Source organism: Kribbella sp. NBC_01245 (genome assembly GCF_036226525.1).
In the GTDB taxonomy this organism is placed as follows: Bacteria; Actinomycetota; Actinomycetes; order Propionibacteriales; family Kribbellaceae; genus Kribbella.
In genome coordinates this window covers 2,278,393-2,295,215 of the sequence record NZ_CP108487.1, presented here as the reverse complement: position 1 = coordinate 2,295,215, position 16,823 = coordinate 2,278,393, and the positions used below count along the sequence as shown (strand labels likewise).

Genomic DNA, 16,823 nt, shown 5'->3' with positions numbered 1-16,823 from the left:
CAGGGTTTAGCGTCTGGGTGAGGAGGCGGAATGCGCATCAGCGATCTGGCGGCTCGGGCCGGTGTCACGGTCAAGGCGGTGCGGTATTACGAGTCGCAGGGGTTGCTCAAGCCCGAGCGCGAGGCCAATGGCTACCGGACGTACGGCGACCACGATGTCGTCGTCGTACGGGAGGTCAAGGCCTTGCTGTCGCTCGGGTTGACCGCTGAGCAGACGTACCCGTTCATCGAATGCCTGCGTGCGGGCAACGACCGGGCCGACGTCTGCCCGGCATCGCTGACGGCGTACCGGACCCGGATCGCCGAGGTGGACGCGCGGATCGCGGAGTTGAGCGATCTGCGCGCCAAGCTGACCGAGCTCCTCGCCGATGCCGAGAGCTGGCGCAAACGCGGCTCCGGCGTACCGACGATGGAAACGAGGAACTGATGTCCGAACTGCGCGACGTCGATGAGAGCACCTTCACTGAGCTCGTACTGGCCGCCGACAAGCCGGTGCTGGTCGACTTCTGGGCCGAGTGGTGCGGGCCGTGCCACCAGCTCGCCCGGGTGCTGGGTGAGATCGCGGACGAGCGGGCCGACGGCCTGACGGTCGTGAAGATGAACGCCGACGAGAACCCGGTCACGGCGTCGAACCACCGGGTGATGGCGTTGCCGACGATGATCCTGTTCGACCGGGGCGAGCCGGTCTGGACGACGGTTGGCGCGCGTCCTAAGGCCCGGTTGCTGGGCGACCTCGACAAGGCGATCGCCGACTTGCCCGTGCACGCCTGACCGTCCTGTTTGGCGCCTCGGGCAACGATCGGTACGCCCGAGGCGCCAGTGACACTCTCGCGACGGAAAGTGTCGGCGCGGACCGATATCGTGCAATGAACTCGATCGAGAGGGCGTTGCATGGATCCGGTCTCAGGCGCCGTCCTGAGTGGGCTCGTCACGGAGGTGCTCAAGGCCGGCTCCGGTTCGAGTTGGCGCAAGCTCCGCGAACAACCCGAGGACCGCGCCCTGCGCAAGGTCATCGAGGAGGCGTTGCGTGAGGCGGTCGACCAGTCGCGACGGCCCGGTACGGCGTCCGACGCCGAGTGGTGGCGCCTTGTCGCCGAGCTGCTCGCGGATGCGTTCACGTCCGAGCTGATCCGTCGTCTCCTGGTCGAGCACTCGCCGGACCAGCTTCGCCAGGAACTGACCGGGCGGGGGATGGACCTCCGGCAGCTCGAGGAATTGCTCGACGTCGACCTCTTCCTCAGCTCGGTGCAACGACTACTCCGGGCTGGCCTGACCCGCGCGGCGTACGAGGACGAGACCCTCCGAACCCTCGTCATCCTCGACGACCTCCAACACCTGAAGAAGGTGGCCCAAGGCCCGTCGCCGGCAACCGACGACCACTTGCGCCGGGTGCTCCCGATCCTCCTCCAGGAGATCGAAGACGACGCCGCCCGCGAAAACCTCCCGAGCTACCTACCCCCAGACTCCGACCTGAGCCGCCTGAATCGCGACGTCCGGATCCGCCCGGATATCCGCCGACCGACCGACGAGCCGACGGATCGTGCCGAGCTGCAAGCGTTGGACGCCAGACGGCTGTCGCAGCAGTCAGGGCTCGGCCGGGAAGCGCCGGTCCAGCCGTGGAAGGACTTCGCGGCGGCAAATCGGCGCGTCATGCTGCTCGCCGATCCAGGGTTGGGCAAGTCGTGGCTGGTTCGGGCCGAATGCGCCCGCCTGGCGTCTGAGGCGAGAGCCGCTTTGCTGGCGGGCGCTGACCCGACACGGGTCGCGATTCCCGTGATGGCTCGTTGCGACGAGGTCGTCCGTGCCGACGGCCGCACCTTGGGCGCAGCGCTCGCGGAGATCATCGGACGCCGCCACCGGCTCGATCCGGCCGTGGTCAGCTGGCTCTCGGGCCGGATCGACGATGGCGAAGCGGCCGTTCTTCTCGACGCTCTGGATGAGTTGCCAGGGCGCGCCGACGAGCGCCGACTGCATGACCTGCTCGGTCACTGGCCGGGTGGGCGCCGATCCTTCGCAGGCCAAGGACGCTTGCTGATCACGAGTCGCATCGCCGGTTACTCGGGTTCGCCGTTGCGGACGTTGACCGAGGTGGAGCTGATGCCGTTCGGTCGCTCCGAGATCGAGCAGCTGCTTACTGCCTGGGACTTGCCGACCAAGGCAGAACAGAAGTTGCGCGACCGACTCCGCGACCCAGCCGTGTTCGGCCTGGCGACTATTCCGCTCCTGATGGCTCTCCTATGCGCTACGGCGAACGACGCTGGGCCGCTGCCGTCAACCCGGTGGCAGCTGTACGAACGAGTGGTCCTGCACTTCCTGTCGATCGATCGAGCGGTCCCGTCTGGGACCGGCCGGAGATCGGCAGAGGTTGACGACCTGCTCGATCTGCTCGGCGAGGTCGCTCTGCACTTTGCCAACCGTCCCGAGGGCTGGGCCGACCTCATGTCGGCTGATGATCTGCTGGAATTCCTGGCCGGCAAAGCAGGAGCCGACGCCAACCGGGTGCTGCATTCCCTCGTCACCGAGACGGGCCTGTTGACCACGGCCGGGACCCAAGCACACGGGCAACGACCGCCCTACCTGTTCGTCCACAGGACCGTCGCGGAATATCTGGTATCGCGCCAACTCCGAAAGCTCCCACACGACCAACTCCTGAAGGTCATCAACGACCACCTATGGTTCGATCCGTCCTGGGTCGAAGTGATCCCCATGTGCGGCGGCCAACTGCGTGACCCGGCCCTGCTGCTCGACCACTTGCTCTCCCTCGAGGACGACCCCGGATTCCACGGTCTGTACGCCGCCGGACGCGTCATCGGTGAGCTGCCCCGCTCGGATGACCTGCGTATCGTCACGCAACTTGAGGAGGTCCTGAAACGACTGGTGCTGCTGGTGAATCACTATCCTTTGCGGGATCGCTCCACAGTCGTGCAAGTGCTTCAATCGATGCCGCCTGGCGCAGTGGACCGGGCCATCAGACCGTCGATCGTGGATCGGTGGTCGAGGGAACATCTGAGCCCGCTGCTCAGCCGGCTGATCGCCTCTCCGGAGGGAACCCTTACCCGGCAGTGGGTGATCGCGCAGCTTCGCGGGGCAGATGAAGTCTTTCGCCGCCGGGCCGCCCAGGTGCTGGCGGATGCATCCGTTTTCGGGGATGTGCGTGCCGCAGCGCTGGCGTCCACTTCAGCGGCGGCCTCCTCGGCTAGCGCGCCGCTCGTTCCCGACCCCGAGGAGATCCGGGCGTCGCTTTGGACGCGGTTGGAAAGCGAGATCGAGCCCGCTGCCCGCAGGGATCTGGTCCGTGCTCTGACTGGCCAGGAGTTCCTGCCCCGTGAATATCACGAGGTGCTGTCCGCCCTGAAAGCCGCGAACGGCACCGAACCGCTCGTTCGCAGACTGACCACTGCAGGGGATTCAGGTGACTTGATTCCCCTCTTGATCGAGGTCATCGGGGATTCCCGGCTGCCGGTCGTGGCTCGCCGGGCGGCCGCCTTCGGGTTGAGGCGGACCGACGACCCGAAGGTGGCACAGGGCGTGTTGCCGCTGCTGGATGGCCCGGCCGCCTCCATCGCGGTTCTGGCGCTCGTTCCCGATCGGCATACGCGTCCAGGCAGAGTCAGCCCGGAGGTTCGGCAGGCGCTGTGCAGGTTGGCGACCGACGCCACGTTCGAGGCCCGTTCGGATGCGATCTTGGCTCTCGGCGGAGTGCTCGACGACGAACAAGTGCGCGCCAACCTGCGGCCCCTCTTCCTCGACGATGACAATTACCTTCGCTACGCGGTGCTCAGCAACGCCGAGGACGTCGCGCTGTATCCCGAGTTCCTGCCCGCGTGCCTCGCGATGCTGACAGAGAGGATCTGGGCACTGCGTTTGGACGCCGTCCAGGCGTTGGCGAAGGCAGTGGACCACGCCGAGGTCAGCGCGGCCCTCCTGGAGCGCTTGTCAGATCCGGTGCCGGAGGTGAGAGCCGCGGCCGCGATCGCGCTGATCGGGTTCGCCGATGCGCGAGTGATCGCGGCGACCCTGATGGAGGTGCTGGACGACCAAACGGCCGAGAACTATCAACGTGCCAAGATCGTCGAAGCGCTCGCACACTTGGTAGATCAGCCGACGGTGCGAAACAAACTGTTCGAAGTGACGAGATATGCCAGCCCATGGGTGCGCGAGAAGGCTGTGCTCGCCCTCGCCGGCGCGGCTCACGTGCCCGAGGTTCGCGACCATCTCGTGCGCCTGCTTGTTTGGGGTCAGGTGAACGACACCGCTGTTCCGGCCGCGATCGCGCTCACTTCTGCAGCGGACGATCCGGACGTCTTCCAATGGCTGCTGGGCTTTGCGACCGTGAAACCTCGTGAGCGAGAATTCGCCGACGCGCTCAGTTCGACCTCCGGCTCGGCGGGCGGCGTCGCAGGCCGTTTGGAAAGAGCCTGTGCGCTGATCAGGAACACCGACCCAGAGACAAAGGCACGTGCCCAGCAGGTGTTGATGGCCCTCGCCGAGCGGGGCTATCGGGAGCTTCCGCCCGCGGCCCGAGCCGAAGTTCACCGCGACCTCGCCGAGGTGACAAGGCTGCTGTGGAAGGAGATCGACTACAGACCACGGCGGCACACCGACGATCAACCCTGAGGTTGGTAGAGCTCGACAAGCAGGTTGTGGGGACCTGCGATCAGGCCTCCTTTGACAGCTACTGATTTAGGATGCTAGCAATATAGCTATGAGCGAGGCGGCTGCCAAGAAGGCGCAGTTCAATGTGTATTTGCCGCCGGCGTTGATCCGCCGGGTGAAGCACAAGGCGATCGATGACGGCGGGAGTCTGTCCGCGTTGGTCGAGCGCGCGCTCGAGGACTACCTGAAGCGGAACGGGGAGGCGCGGGGATGACGAACGGGATCGTGGTGCGGCCGTTGCGGTTCAGCGCGGACGTCGAGGCGATGCGCCGGTTCCTCGAGTTGCTCGGTCTGCGTTCGCGGATCGAGTCCGAGCGCGGCGGCTGGATCGACATGGTCGCGGGCGCCGGCATGGTCGCGCTGCACGACTCCGCGACGAGCGACACGGGTGCAAGCGCTGGCGAGACCACGCTCTCGTTCGAGGCCGATGACGTCGACGAGCTCGCGGAGCGACTTCGCGCCGAAGGCCATGACGACGCGACGGTTTGGGACGAGGCGTACGGCCGGGTGCTCCGCGTCGACGGGCCCGGCGGCGTCAGCGTGTGGGTGGACGAGCGGAGCGACGACCTCTACGGATATCGCTTGCACAAGGCCGAGCCCGACGACCGCTGGTCCGTGCGGCCGCTGCTTGCAACCGACGACGCCGACGGCTGGCGCGAGCTCTTGCACCACCTTGATGCCGGCCTGGTTGAGATCGCGCCCGGCCCGTACGACGTACAGCTTGGGTTTGGTACGACGGAGGAGCTCGACGTCGTTGCCGCGAGGTTGGCTGACGCGGGGTTCGCGGTCGAGCCGGGGGACGGGCGGTTCGTCGTACGGGATCCTGACGGGTGCCTTGTGAGAGTGCTCGGGTGAGGCTTCGCGACGATCCGGACTTTCGGCGGTATTGGTTGGCTCGGGTGTTGTCGGTGACCGGGTCGATGGTGACGTACGTGGCGATGCCGGTGCTGGTTTACCGGTTGAGCGGTTCGCCGTTCCTGACGGCACTCGTGACGGCGTTGGAGGCCGCGCCGTACCTGCTCTTCGGTCTTCTCGCCGGGGCGTTGTCCGATCGGTGGAACCGCCGCCGCGTGATGGTCTCGGCTGACCTGATCAACGCCATCGTGGTCGGGTCCGTGCCACTCGCGCACGTCCTCGGCGTACTGACCGTCGCGCATGTGCTGGTGGCCGCGTTTCTGGTTCAACTGGTCTTCACGTTCTTCGATGGCGCCAACTTCGGTGCGTTGCCGGTCCTGGTCGGGCGGGAGCGCGTCGGCGAGGCGAATGCCGCGGTGTGGTCGGTGTCGAGTCTGCTCGAGCTGGTCATCCCGGCGGCCGCGGGCGTCGTATTGGCCGTGCTGCATCCGGCTTCGCTGCTGGCGCTCGACGCGTTGAGCTTCGTCGCGTCGGCGCTGGCGATTCGCGGTATCGCTCGCGCGATGTCGCTGCCGCGTGACGGGCAGTTGCCGCTGCGGCCGAAGGTGCTCTACCGGGATATCGCGGCCGGGCTGCGCTTCCTTGTACGGCACGGCGGGGTGCGGAGCATGACGGTGGTCGGCACGCTGCAGTCGTTCGGTGGCGGTGGGTTCATGGCGTTGTGGGTGGTGTGGTGCGACCGCGTGCTCGGCATCGGGACGTCGGGCCTGCGCTTCGGTCTCGTGTACGGCTCCTGGGGGATAGGCGGCCTGATCGCGTCGGTCAGTCTGCCCCGCCTGCTCAAGCGGATGCCGCCCGCGCGGATCACCCTGTACGCCATCCCCGCATCGGCGGTCATGGGCGTCGCGACGGTCTACGCGCCGACTTGGCAACTGGCCGCGATCGCGTTGCTGTGCTGGGGTTCGGCGTACGTGCTGGTCATCGTCAACTCCATCTCGTACCGCCAGCAGGTGACGCCCGAGGACCTGCTCGGCCGGGTCAACACCGCCGGCCGGATGCTCTCGTGGGGCGTCGGCTGGACCGCGGGCGCGACGCTCGGGGGAGTGGCCGGCGGGCTGCTCGGCGTCCGGCCCGCGATGGCCGTCATGGCGGCCGTCGGGTTCGTGGCGGCGGCCTTCGCCTGGTTGTCGCCGTTGCGCGCGATCGCGGCCGACGCGCGTACAGCGGATTTGAGCCGATAGCAGGCGTTTCGGCGGCGTGTGGGCTAGGTTCTGCGCGTGGGTGTTCGGGTACTCGGTCCTCGCGACCTCTCAGCCGCCAGGGCCGTCATCGCCCGGGACCCGGTGATCAACGTCTTCGTGGACAGCCTGGTGCAGTCGTCGGCGCTCGATCCACGCCGCGGCGCCGAGGTCTGGGGGTACGTCGACCAGGGCGAACTGCGGGCGCTCTGCCATGCCGGTGGCAATCTCGTCCCGGTCGAGGCGGATGACGTCGCCATCCGCTCGTTCGCGGCGTATGCGATGAGGCGCGGGCGGAACTGCTTCCAGATCGTCGGACCGGCTCGTGCCGTCCAGTTGTTCTGGTCGCTGGTCGAGCGGCAGTGGGGACCGCCGCGGGAGATCCGGCCGGACCAGCCGTTCATGGTGATCGACGGTCCGCCGCTGATGACACCCGATCCGCGTGTGCGCCGGGTCGAACCGGTCGAGTTGCCCGCGCTTTACCCGGCCTGTGTCGCGATGTACACCGAGGAGGTCGGCGTACCACCGCAGACCGGGCCCGACGGAACGTTCTACCGGTCGCGCGTGGCGGAGTTGATCCGCACCGGCCGGGCGTTCGCCTGGATCGAGGACGATCAGGTCGTCTTCAAGGCCGAGGTCGGCGCCGTCGGCACAGGCGTCTGCCAGATCCAGGGTGTCTGGGTCGAACCATCCCGCCGAGGCCAGGGCATCGCGGCGCCCGCTATGGCCGCGGTGGTCGAACTCGCTCGTACGATCGCCCCGGTCGTCACCTTGTACGTGAACGCCTTCAACACCCCGGCTCGCGCCGCCTACGAGCGCGTTGGTTTCCGCACTATCGAGACGTTCGCGACCGTCCTCTTTTAGAACGCGAGGGCTAACCGTCGCGAGACTGAGCGCTGACCGTAATGGTCTGGCCACGGTACGTGCGCTTTGCTGGAGCGCCCGTTCTACCTGGTCCGCACCGCCCGCGGAAGGATGCCCATGCGTAAGACGATCGCCACCTTGGCCGGCCTCACAGCCGTCGCCTTGTCTGTCACCGGTTTCACCTTCGACCCGTCACCGACGCCCGCTGCACCTGTTCCCGCTGCCGATCCGGCGTACTACTCGCTGCGGTTGCCGCTTGGCCTGAGTGTCGCCGATCTGACCCGCCTCGGCTTCGACGTCGGCCATGGCCACGGCTCGCGCCCGGTGCTGGTGGCAACGCCTTCGGAGGCCGATCGCCTGCGGTCGCTGGGCATCACGCTCGGCAAGATCGGCGAGGTCTACCAGCCGATCCCGGCAGGCCGATCCGCTCGAGCTGCTGACGGTACGACCTTCTACGGCGGCTATCACACGCCCGTCGGGCACGAGCAGCACAACGCGGCCGTCGCGAAGGCTTTCCCGAATCTGGTCAGCCTGTTCGACATCGGCGACTCGTGGAAGAAGACGAAAGGCACTGGTGGGCACGACATCCAGGCCCTCTGCATCACCAAGAAGCAGGCCGGCGACTGCGAGCTGAACACCACCGGCAAGAAGCCGAAGTTCATCCTGCACGCGCAGATCCACGCCCGCGAGCTGGCCACGGGTGAGCTGGCCTACCGCTGGATCGACCACCTGGTGAACTCGTATGGCAAGGACGCCGACATCACCGCGCTGGTCGATTCGCGTGAGCTCTGGGTCGTGCCGATGGCCAACCCGGATGGCGTCGACATCGTCGCGTCCAACCCGAGCAAGCCGATTCTCCAGCGCAAGAACGCGAACAACACCCGCGATTGCGGTGTGGGCTCCACCGGCGTCGACCTGAACCGCAACTCGAGCTTCGAGTGGGACGTCAACGAGGGCGGCCCGTGCGACGAGACCAACCCGGGCTCGGGTCCGGCGTCGGAGCCGGAGACGCTGGCCATCCAGGGCCTGGTCAACCGGATCACCCGCGATACCAAGGGTGACGTGGACGAACCGGCGGCGGCTGAGACCAATGCCGTCTTCATCTCCTTGCACAGCTACGGAAACGACATCCTCGCGCCGTGGGGTTATACCAACGACGAGGCGCCGAACCGTCCGGCTTTGGTTGCCTTGGGCAAGAAGATGTCGGCGTTCAACGGTTATCCCGTCACCACGGGCGATGGCGGTGTCGGTTACTTCGCGCCGGGCGCCACGGACGACTGGGCGTACGGCACGCGTGGGCTTCCGGCGTACACCTTTGAGGTTGGTCCGGGTAGTGGCGCGTGCGCGGGATTCCTCCCGTCGTACACGTGTATGGACTCGACCTTCTGGCCGAAGAACAAGGGTGCGTTCATCTACGCGGCGAAGGCGGCCGCCAAACCGTACGGCACGCTGCCCCGCTGACCGGGGCCCATGATCGGCGATCGGCCCGAATCCGCTCTGGCGCATGAGCGGCTCCGGGCCGATCGCTTCTTTACTGACGGGTAAGGTGCGGGGATGGCGAGAAGCAGGAGTACGACGGGGCTGGCGGCGTTACTGGGGTTGAGCGGGGTGTTGCACTTCGTGAAGCCCGAGCCGTACGTGCGGATCGTGCCGCGGCAGTTGCCTCGCAAGAAGGAGCTGGTCTACGTGTCCGGCGTCGCCGAGGTGGTTTGCGCGGTCGGGCTGCTGCATCCGCGGACCCGGCGGGTGGCGGGGCTGGCGAGTGCGGGTCTGCTGGCGGCGATCTTCCCGGCGAACGTGCAGATGGCGCTCGACCTCAACCGGAAGGGCTCGCCCAAGGCGAAGGCGATCGGATTCGGCCGGCTGCCGCTGCAGATCCCGCTGATCCGGGCCGCGCTGAAGGCTTCCCGGGAGGCCTAGTTATCCCCAGGCCGGAAAGTCGGGTGAGAGCACTGCTCGCGGACGGATATCCTCTTTGCCGTCAGTTGTTCCACCTTTTCCGGTTTGCTTGGAGACTCCCGTGATTCTGCGTATGTCGTCGCTGTTCCTCCGAACCCTTCGCGAGGACCCGGCGGACGCGGAGGTCCCGAGCCACCGGCTGCTCGTCCGCGCGGGGTACATCCGGCGTGCCGCGCCCGGTATCTACACCTGGCTGCCGCTGGGTCTGAAGGTGCTGCGCAACGTCGAGAAGATCGTCCGCGAGGAGATGGACGCGATCGGCGCGCAGGAGCTGGTCTTCCCCGCGCTGCTGCCCCGCGAGCCCTACGAGGCGACCGGCCGCTGGACCGAGTACGGGCCGAACCTGTTCCGCCTGACCGATCGGAAGGGCGCCGACTACCTGCTCGGACCGACGCACGAAGAGATGTTCACCCTGACGGTGAAGGACCTCTACTCGTCGTACAAGGACTTGCCGCTGTCGATCTACCAGATCCAGAACAAGTACCGCGACGAGGCCCGGCCGCGTGCCGGGGTGCTGCGCGGGCGCGAGTTCGTGATGAAGGACTCGTACTCGTTCGACATCGACCAGGACGGTCTGCAGGCGTCGTACGACCGGCACCGCGAGGCGTACATCAAGATCTTCGACCGCCTCGGCTTCGACTACGTGATCGTCAAGGCGATGTCCGGCGCGATGGGCGGTTCGGCCTCGGAGGAGTTCCTGGCCATCGCGGAGAACGGTGAGGACACGTTCGTCCGCAGCCCCGGCGGTTACGCGGCGAACGTCGAGGCCGTCGTGGTGCCGCAGGCCGCGCCCGTCGACGCGTCCAGCGTGCCCGCCGCCGAGGTGGTCGACACCCCGGACACGCCCACCATCGACACGCTGGTCGACGCGCTGAACGCGAAGCACGCCCGCACCGACGGCCGTGCCTGGACCGCCGCCGACACGTTGAAGAATGTCGTCGTCATGCTGCTTCACCCCGACGGCAAGCGTGAGCCGTTGGCCATCGGCGTGCCCGGTGACCGCGCCATCGACGAGAAGCGCCTCGGCGCCCAGGTCGAGCCGGCCGAGGTCGTCGCGTTCGACGAGGCCGACTTCGCCAAGATCCCCGCGCTCGCCAAGGGGTACATCGGCCCCGGCGTGCTCGGCAAGGAGAACGCGTCCGGGATCCGCTACCTGCTCGACCCCCGCATTGCCGAGGGTTCGGCGTGGGTCACGGGTGCGGACAAGACCGGCTTCCACGTCATCAATCTGGTGTACGGCCGCGACTTCACCGCCGACGGCACGATCCAGGCCGCCGAGGTGCGCAAGGGGGACGAGGCGCCGGACGGTTCGGGTCCGCTCGACGCCGCCCGCGGGATCGAGATGGGGCACATCTTCCAGCTCGGCAAGAAGTACGCCGAGGCCCTCGACCTCAAGGTGCTCGACCAGAACGGCAAGCTCGTCACCGTCACCATGGGCTCGTACGGCGTCGGCGTCACTCGCGCCGTCGCGGCCATTGCCGAGGGCAACCATGACGAGTTCGGCCTGGTCTGGCCACGCGAGATCGCGCCCGCCGACGTCCACCTGGTGGCCACCGGCAAGGACGCCGAGCTCTTCGAAAAGGCGGCCGCCATCGCCGCCGAGCTCGAGTCCCGCGGTCTGAGCGTGCTGTACGACGACCGCGAGAAGGTCTCACCCGGCGTGAAGTTCAAGGACGCCGAGCTCATCGGCGTACCCACCATCGCCGTAGTCGGCAAGGGCCTCGCGGACGGCGTCATCGAGGTCAAGGACCGCCGCACCGGCACCCGCTCCGACATCCCCGTCGCCGACCTCGTCGACCACCTGGTCTCCGTAGTCCGCGGCTGACTCCTCCCGAGACACCTGAAGTAGCGCAGGGCCCGGTCCTCCACCCGAGGGCCGGGCCCACGTGCGACCAGGTGCGACCAGGTGCGAGCAGGTGCGACCAGGGTGGTTGTCAGGCGGTGTCTTGCGGCGTTTCCTCCGTACTGAGGTCGACTAGGCGCAGATGGTTCTTGCCTGTTGTCTTTGCTCGTTTCTCTCGTTTCTCTCGTTTCTCTCGTTTCTCTCGTTTCTCTCGTTTCTCTCGTTTCTCTCGTTTCGGTCGTGGTGGTCGTGGTGGTCGTGGTTGGGGTGGAGGTGTGAGTTCGCCGGTGGTGAGGTTGACCTGGCCGAGGTAGTGGGTGCCGGTGTGGTCGACCAGGTAGCGGGCGCCGCGTGGGGTGGTCCATTCGACGCTGCCGTCGGGCAGGAGGGCATTACGCAGGCCACCGTGGGTTTTGGCCCGGTGGGGTGTGCGTGTCACCGGAAGCAGGTTCCGGGTGCTCGTTTGGCCTGGTGGGCCGTTCTTGTCGTAGGGCACGACGTGGTCGAGGTCGGTGGAGAAGGTGGTTTCGCCGGTGGACCAGGGCTCCATTGGGGTTGGGTAGCGCAGTTTCACCCATTCCCTGATCCGTTGCGGAATTTCGTAGGAACCAGCACTGAGCTGTTCACGCAGATCGATCACTGGCTTGAGGGTGACGGCGTCACCGGCGATGAGTTCTTTCAGGTCTGAGACCAGCATCGGGCCGATGCCTTCGACCCGGACGATCCCTTGACCGCTGGCGAGTGATTCCTGGCTGATGTGTACGTAGAAGGTGTGCGGTGCCCGCCCGAGACCGCGGCTGCGGTTACGGGCCTTGAAGCCGGCAACCAACCGGTCTACCGCCACGTCGCCGTCGCCGTCGCCATCGGCGGTGTGGCCGCCGGGTGCCTGCTGTGGGCCGCGTGTACCGGCGGTGCGCGCCTTATCGCCGCCGGTGTCACCCTTGCCGCACTCGAACTGGCCGTTGCCGTGCTCGCCGTCGCTGTATTCGTGGTCGCTGCCGCTGCCATGGTCGCTGCCGCTGGTGCAGTGTTCTGCGAAGCCCTCAGTGGTCTGGGCGGCGTTCTTGCGGGCCTTGCGGCGGCCGTGTTCGCGCAGGTCCAGGGCGACGGCGGGGTCGGCCAGCAGTCCGACGGCCTTGGCCCGGAGTTGCTGATGGGAGCCGGGCTCGCCCTCCTGCGCCAAGATCTCGGCCAGTTCGTCGACGGCGGCATCGAAACGGATCGCGTCACCGGTTGCGGTGCGGGCGATGACGGATTTGGTGCCGTGGTCGTTGGATTGGCCGAGCCAGACGCCGCGTTGGCGGGCGTAGAGGTCGGCGTCGGCTTGGGCTTTGGCGGGGTCGGCCTGCATTTTGGCCGCCTTCACGAACACCTTCAGCCGTGACGGAGTGACGGTGTTGATGATGGCGTGGATCTTGGCGTCCACGATGCCGGCCGCGGCCAAACTCAGGGATAGGCAGGTGCGGGCGATCGAGCGGGCCCGCCAGGCTTCGGCGTTGCCGGCCAGGACCTGGGCGAGGGTTTTCGGGAACCGGTGGCGCAGCGCGAGGGCTTCGCCGAGGTAGGCGGCCGCGGCGCCGTGGGACATGCCGAGGCGCCAGCCGAATTCCTGGGCGCAGAATTCGGCGATCGGCGGGCAGCCTTCACCGCCATACACGCGCAGCCGTTCCACTCCCGGCACGATCTCGCCACCCGGCGGCGGGTCGACGGTGGCGTTGAGGTCGGTGTAGTGCAGGGCGAGCAGCAGCGACTCGGCCTCATCGGCCGCGATGCGGGCGCGCGAGGCGGCGGCGCGGTCCAGGGTCTGGTCCACGTCGAGCTCATCAACACCGATATCGAACATACTAGCGATTATACAGCGTCAAGAATCGCGATTCTCCTTATCCACAAGGGAAATCGCGAGCTTGCGGAAAGGCGCCACGATCTCGTGCGGCAAAACCCTCGGGGGTTGAACCTGTCGGGCTTCCTAGCGGCGGCCACGTGCCGACGGCGCATTCACGGCCGCCGGTATCGGGCGTGTGCAGACTGCGGTTGACGGCTGCCGGTCTGTTCATGGCACTCGGTGGCTGTGGCCGAGGGCCGCCGCGCCCGGGCGGCCGCGAAGGGCAAGGCCGCTAGCACCGGACAGGTCGCGAAGGCGGCGCCGCGGGTAGGCCGCTAGGACCGGACAGGTCGCGGAGGGCGGTGTCGCGGGGCTGGCTGAGGTTCTGACCTACCTGGAGGCCCGCCCGCTGAGACGAGCGCCGGGTTATTGCGCTGGGTTGTGGGTTGGGACTGAGGGGAGGTCCTTGAGGCGCAGGATTATTAGGAGTAGGGCGAGCAGGGGGAGGACGAGAGTCCAGGCGGTGGCGAGGGTTGCTGTGAAGGCGCCGAGGATTACCGCGCCTAGGGCGCTGGTCGGGCGGGAGCGTAAGCCGAGTGTGCCGAGGAGGACCAGGGTGCCGCCGCCGACCAGGGAGCCGAACCAGAAGACCAGTCCGCCGCCGCCGCTGGTGAAGACGCGAATGGTCTCGAGTACGCCGAACAGCAGGTAGATCGCGCCGAGGAAGACCCCGAGCCGCCGAGTCCACAGCTGACGACGTGTCATCCCTGCCGCCCTTCACCGCAGCCTGGTTGCCCTCACCGTACGCCGCGCCGAGTGCCGGGACCATGACCTGAGGATCAACCTGAGGATCAGGTGGTCCAGCGGGCGGGGATGGCTTGGGGCTTTCGGAAGACCAGGCCGTGGGGGACGGGGGACGGGCCGGCGGGGTCGAGGTGGAGGTTGGGGAGGCGGGTGAGGAGGTGGCGGAGGGCAACGAGGGCTTCGAGGCGGGCTAGGTGCATGCCAAGGCAGATGTGGGGGCCGCTGGCGAAGGCTAGGTGACGGCGGGCGTTCGGGCGGCGTACGTCGTACATGTCGGGGGCTTCGAAGACGGCGGGGTCGCGGTTGGCGCCGGCGATGGAGACCGTGACGAGGTCGCCGCGTTTGATGTCGGCGCCGCCGAGGGAGATGTCCTGGGTGGCGTAGCGGTCGACCGTGGAGGCGGCTGGTTCGAGGCGGAGGGATTCCTCGATGGCGTTCGGGAGTAGGTCGGGGTCGGCTAGTACGAGTGCTAGTTGGTCCGTGTTGGTGAGGAGATGCCAGAGGGCGTTGGTGATCATGCCTTCGGTCGTCTCGATACCGCCGAACATGAGTACTGCCGCGTTCGCGACCACCGCGTCCGTCTCGAGCCCGGCGTCACTCGCGTAGGCGACCAGCGACGACGATGGCGTACCCGTCTCGATCGCCTTCACCACGTGGGCGCGCAACAACTCGAAGGCTTCCGCGCCGGCGCCGGTGACCGGGCATCCGGCGGAGACGCCTGTCACCGAGGCGGAGATCGCGTCGTACCAGCTGAGCACCGTGGCCGCGTCCGTGCCCGGCAGACCTAGTGAGTCGGCGACGACGGCGACGGACAAAGGCCCGGCGACCGTACGACGGAGGTCTGAATAGCCGAGTGGTTCGATCGCGGAGACCAGGCGATCCGTCTCGGCCTCGACGAACTCCCGATATCGCTCGCGCGTCCGGGCCAACCCGAACGGCGACTCGAACGGGTCCCGATGGCGCGCGTGATCCGCGTGGTCCAGCGAGAGCATCGACGGACCGACCACCTGCGCGGTGGAGAACCGCGGGTCGTCGACCGTGAACCCCGCCGGATCGCGCATCACCTGCATCGCGAGCGCCCGGCTGGCCACCACCCACGCGCCCAACGGCTCCACCCAGCCGATCGGGCGAAGCTGTGCGAGTGCGTTGTGCGGGTCGGACTCCAGTTCGGCGAGCGTCACCTTAGGCATACGCACCAGCCTGCCACTAGCCCGTTCGGCGAGCGCCGCAAGCGCTAGCGGTAACCGCGCTTGAGCAGGTACTTGGCTCCTGCCTCGAAGCCCTCGGGGCCGAGCACCTCGAAGCCGAAGGCGTCTGCGAGCCGATCGGTCGTGTTGAACGCGGCGCAGACAGCCAAGGCGTCCTCAACCTGCTGGCGTGAGACACCGGCGGATAGCACTTCCCGCATGTCCCCGGCGTCCACCTTTCCCTCCCGGGTCAGCTTGCCGAGCATCCGCAGTGTCGCCCGGAGCCCCTCCTCGATGGGTGCCGCTTCCAGGTCAGCCAGCACCGCTTCAACCTTCGCGCCGTCCCCGTACGCCTGCCGTGCAGTCGCGCTGTGTGCGCCGACGCAGAACGCGGTCTCGTTCACCTTGGACACGTACGCCGCCATCAGCTCCCGATCGCCCACCGACCAGGCGGAAGGCCCGCGCATTGCCTCGTGGGTGAACTCCTTCGCCCGGGTGCCGTAGAAGTCGGGCCGGTAGAAGACCAGCTTGGCGGCGTCCGGTACCGGGTGCCGGGAGAACAGCCGGATGAGCGCGAAGAGCAGCTTGGTTCCGGGGCTGTAGCCGCGGTTGAGGACCTCAAGGCGCATTAGCCGTCCTCCTCGCCGGCGACTGCCTCGGCCAGGGCTGTCAGACCCGCGTCATACAGCCGGGTGGACTGTCCGACCGCAGCGCAGATCACCAGTTCGAAGAGCTCGTCTTCGCTGAAGCCCGCTGCCCGTGCTGCCGCGAAATCCGCGTCCGTGACCTGCGTCGGACTGATAGCGACTTTGCCAAGCAGCTCAGCTAGCGGCTGGGAGAGGCCGGCGTTGCTAAACGCGCTGGCACGCTGCTCCGCAGATGCCCTGCCGTCTCCGTTCAGGACACGATCCACCAGGGCCCGGTGGGCCGCCCGCTTCTTGTCTTCAGTCGGCACCGCGCGATGCACCTCCTCTATGGGCCACCCCATCATCCATGAATCCGTCACCGCGTTTTTAGACCCTGACGATCGTTACGCTCCGCATGTGAGCGAACTCGGACTGACGCGAGAGCAGATCCACGAGCGCATCCTCCTCGTGGCGGTGGGTGTGCTGCTCGCGGTGTCGGCGGCGATGCCGTGGGCCCGGGAGGGACGCGAGGAGTACAGCGGCTGGGGCCTGGTCGCCCACATGGGTTCCAGCCCAGACGAGGAAGAGCCGACTTTCGCGGCGACGTCGCCGTACCTGGCCTTCGGGCTGATCCTCGTCCTGGTGGTCTTGCTTGGACCGATTCTGCTGCCGCCGGCCGAAATCGGTGGCTGGGTCGGCCAGGTCCTCGGCTGGATCGCAGCCATCACTGGCCTCGTTCTCGTCGCGCTCGCGATCGGCGTCGGGCGGGACGACGCCGTGGACCTCGGCGGCGGGCTGCTGACCTCTGCGTTTTTCGCGATGATCCTCGGCATTCTCTATTTCCGGACCGCACAGAACCCCTGGCCGACCGAAGACCCGCGCCCCACCCTGGGCCGCAGAAGGTAGGACCACTGGGCCCACTGGTATCGCTGAGACAGATGGCTACCGAACGACTCAGGTGGCCGGTGGG

At 67.4% G+C, this 16,823-nt stretch carries 16 protein-coding genes; 11 read left to right on the top strand and 5 right to left on the bottom strand.

Annotation, left to right across the window (positions count from 1 at the left end; translation table 11 throughout):
* Positions 1-30 precede the first annotated feature (30 nt).
* From OG394_RS10130 to OG394_RS10085, 10 genes are all read left to right on the top strand, one after another.
* Positions 31-426: a MerR family transcriptional regulator gene (locus OG394_RS10130; RefSeq protein ID WP_328994861.1), complete on the top strand. Its 396-nt coding sequence runs from the start codon at positions 31-33 to the stop codon at positions 424-426.
* Positions 426-770: a thioredoxin gene (gene trxA / locus OG394_RS10125; protein WP_328994860.1), complete on the top strand. Its 345-nt coding sequence runs from the start codon at positions 426-428 to the stop codon at positions 768-770. Before OG394_RS10130 ends, trxA begins: the two co-directional genes overlap by 1 nt.
* 120 nt (positions 771-890) lie before the next feature.
* Entirely contained in the window at positions 891-4,616 is a 3,726-nt protein-coding gene (locus tag OG394_RS10120) for a hypothetical protein (RefSeq protein WP_328994859.1), read from the top strand.
* Between the two features lie 88 nt (positions 4,617-4,704).
* Positions 4,705-4,869 carry a CopG family transcriptional regulator gene (locus OG394_RS10115; protein WP_328994857.1) on the top strand — a complete coding sequence of 55 codons (165 nt, stop codon included), beginning with the start codon at positions 4,705-4,707 and terminating at the stop codon, positions 4,867-4,869.
* Positions 4,866-5,510, top strand: coding sequence for a VOC family protein (locus OG394_RS10110; protein WP_328994855.1), 645 nt, complete (start codon positions 4,866-4,868; stop codon positions 5,508-5,510). The genes OG394_RS10115 and OG394_RS10110 overlap by 4 nt, the downstream gene beginning before the upstream one ends.
* Positions 5,507-6,751, top strand: coding sequence for an MFS transporter (locus OG394_RS10105; RefSeq protein WP_328994854.1), 1,245 nt, complete (start codon positions 5,507-5,509; stop codon positions 6,749-6,751). Before OG394_RS10110 ends, OG394_RS10105 begins: the two co-directional genes overlap by 4 nt.
* Positions 6,752-6,787: 36 nt before the next feature.
* A complete protein-coding gene (locus OG394_RS10100) occupies positions 6,788-7,612 on the top strand; it encodes a GNAT family N-acetyltransferase (RefSeq protein ID WP_328994853.1) in 825 nt (274 codons plus the stop codon).
* A 117-nt stretch (positions 7,613-7,729) separates the two neighbouring features.
* A complete protein-coding gene (locus OG394_RS10095) occupies positions 7,730-9,073 on the top strand; it encodes a M14 family zinc carboxypeptidase (RefSeq protein ID WP_328994852.1) in 1,344 nt (447 codons plus the stop codon).
* A gap of 93 nt (positions 9,074-9,166) precedes the next feature.
* Complete coding sequence (locus tag OG394_RS10090) at positions 9,167-9,532, top strand: DoxX family protein (protein WP_328994850.1); 366 nt, start codon at positions 9,167-9,169, stop codon at positions 9,530-9,532.
* Positions 9,533-9,632: 100 nt separating this feature from the next.
* Positions 9,633-11,396: a proline--tRNA ligase gene (locus tag OG394_RS10085; RefSeq protein ID WP_328994849.1), complete on the top strand. Its 1,764-nt coding sequence runs from the start codon at positions 9,633-9,635 to the stop codon at positions 11,394-11,396.
* Between the two features lie 109 nt (positions 11,397-11,505).
* Here the strand turns inward: OG394_RS10085 and OG394_RS10080 are convergent, their stop codons facing one another.
* The 5 genes from OG394_RS10080 to OG394_RS10060 form a co-directional block, all read right to left on the bottom strand.
* A complete protein-coding gene (locus OG394_RS10080) occupies positions 11,506-13,086 on the bottom strand; it encodes a DUF222 domain-containing protein (RefSeq protein ID WP_328994848.1) in 1,581 nt (526 codons plus the stop codon).
* A gap of 576 nt (positions 13,087-13,662) precedes the next feature.
* Positions 13,663-14,001: a hypothetical protein gene (locus tag OG394_RS10075; RefSeq protein WP_328994847.1), complete on the bottom strand. Its 339-nt coding sequence runs from the start codon at positions 13,999-14,001 to the stop codon at positions 13,663-13,665.
* Positions 14,002-14,087: 86 nt separating this feature from the next.
* Complete coding sequence (locus OG394_RS10070) at positions 14,088-15,230, bottom strand: cytochrome P450 (RefSeq protein WP_328994846.1); 1,143 nt, start codon at positions 15,228-15,230, stop codon at positions 14,088-14,090.
* 44 nt (positions 15,231-15,274) lie between these two features.
* Positions 15,275-15,856 carry a carboxymuconolactone decarboxylase family protein gene (locus tag OG394_RS10065; protein ID WP_328994845.1) on the bottom strand — a complete coding sequence of 194 codons (582 nt, stop codon included), beginning with the start codon at positions 15,854-15,856 and terminating at the stop codon, positions 15,275-15,277.
* Positions 15,856-16,182: a hypothetical protein gene (locus tag OG394_RS10060; RefSeq protein ID WP_328994844.1), complete on the bottom strand. Its 327-nt coding sequence runs from the start codon at positions 16,180-16,182 to the stop codon at positions 15,856-15,858. Before OG394_RS10060 ends, OG394_RS10065 begins: the two co-directional genes overlap by 1 nt.
* Positions 16,183-16,270: 88 nt before the next feature.
* Between OG394_RS10060 and OG394_RS10055 the strand changes: the two genes are divergently transcribed.
* A complete protein-coding gene (locus OG394_RS10055) occupies positions 16,271-16,759 on the top strand; it encodes a hypothetical protein (RefSeq protein WP_328994843.1) in 489 nt (162 codons plus the stop codon).
* The last annotated feature ends 64 nt before the right edge of the window (positions 16,760-16,823 follow it).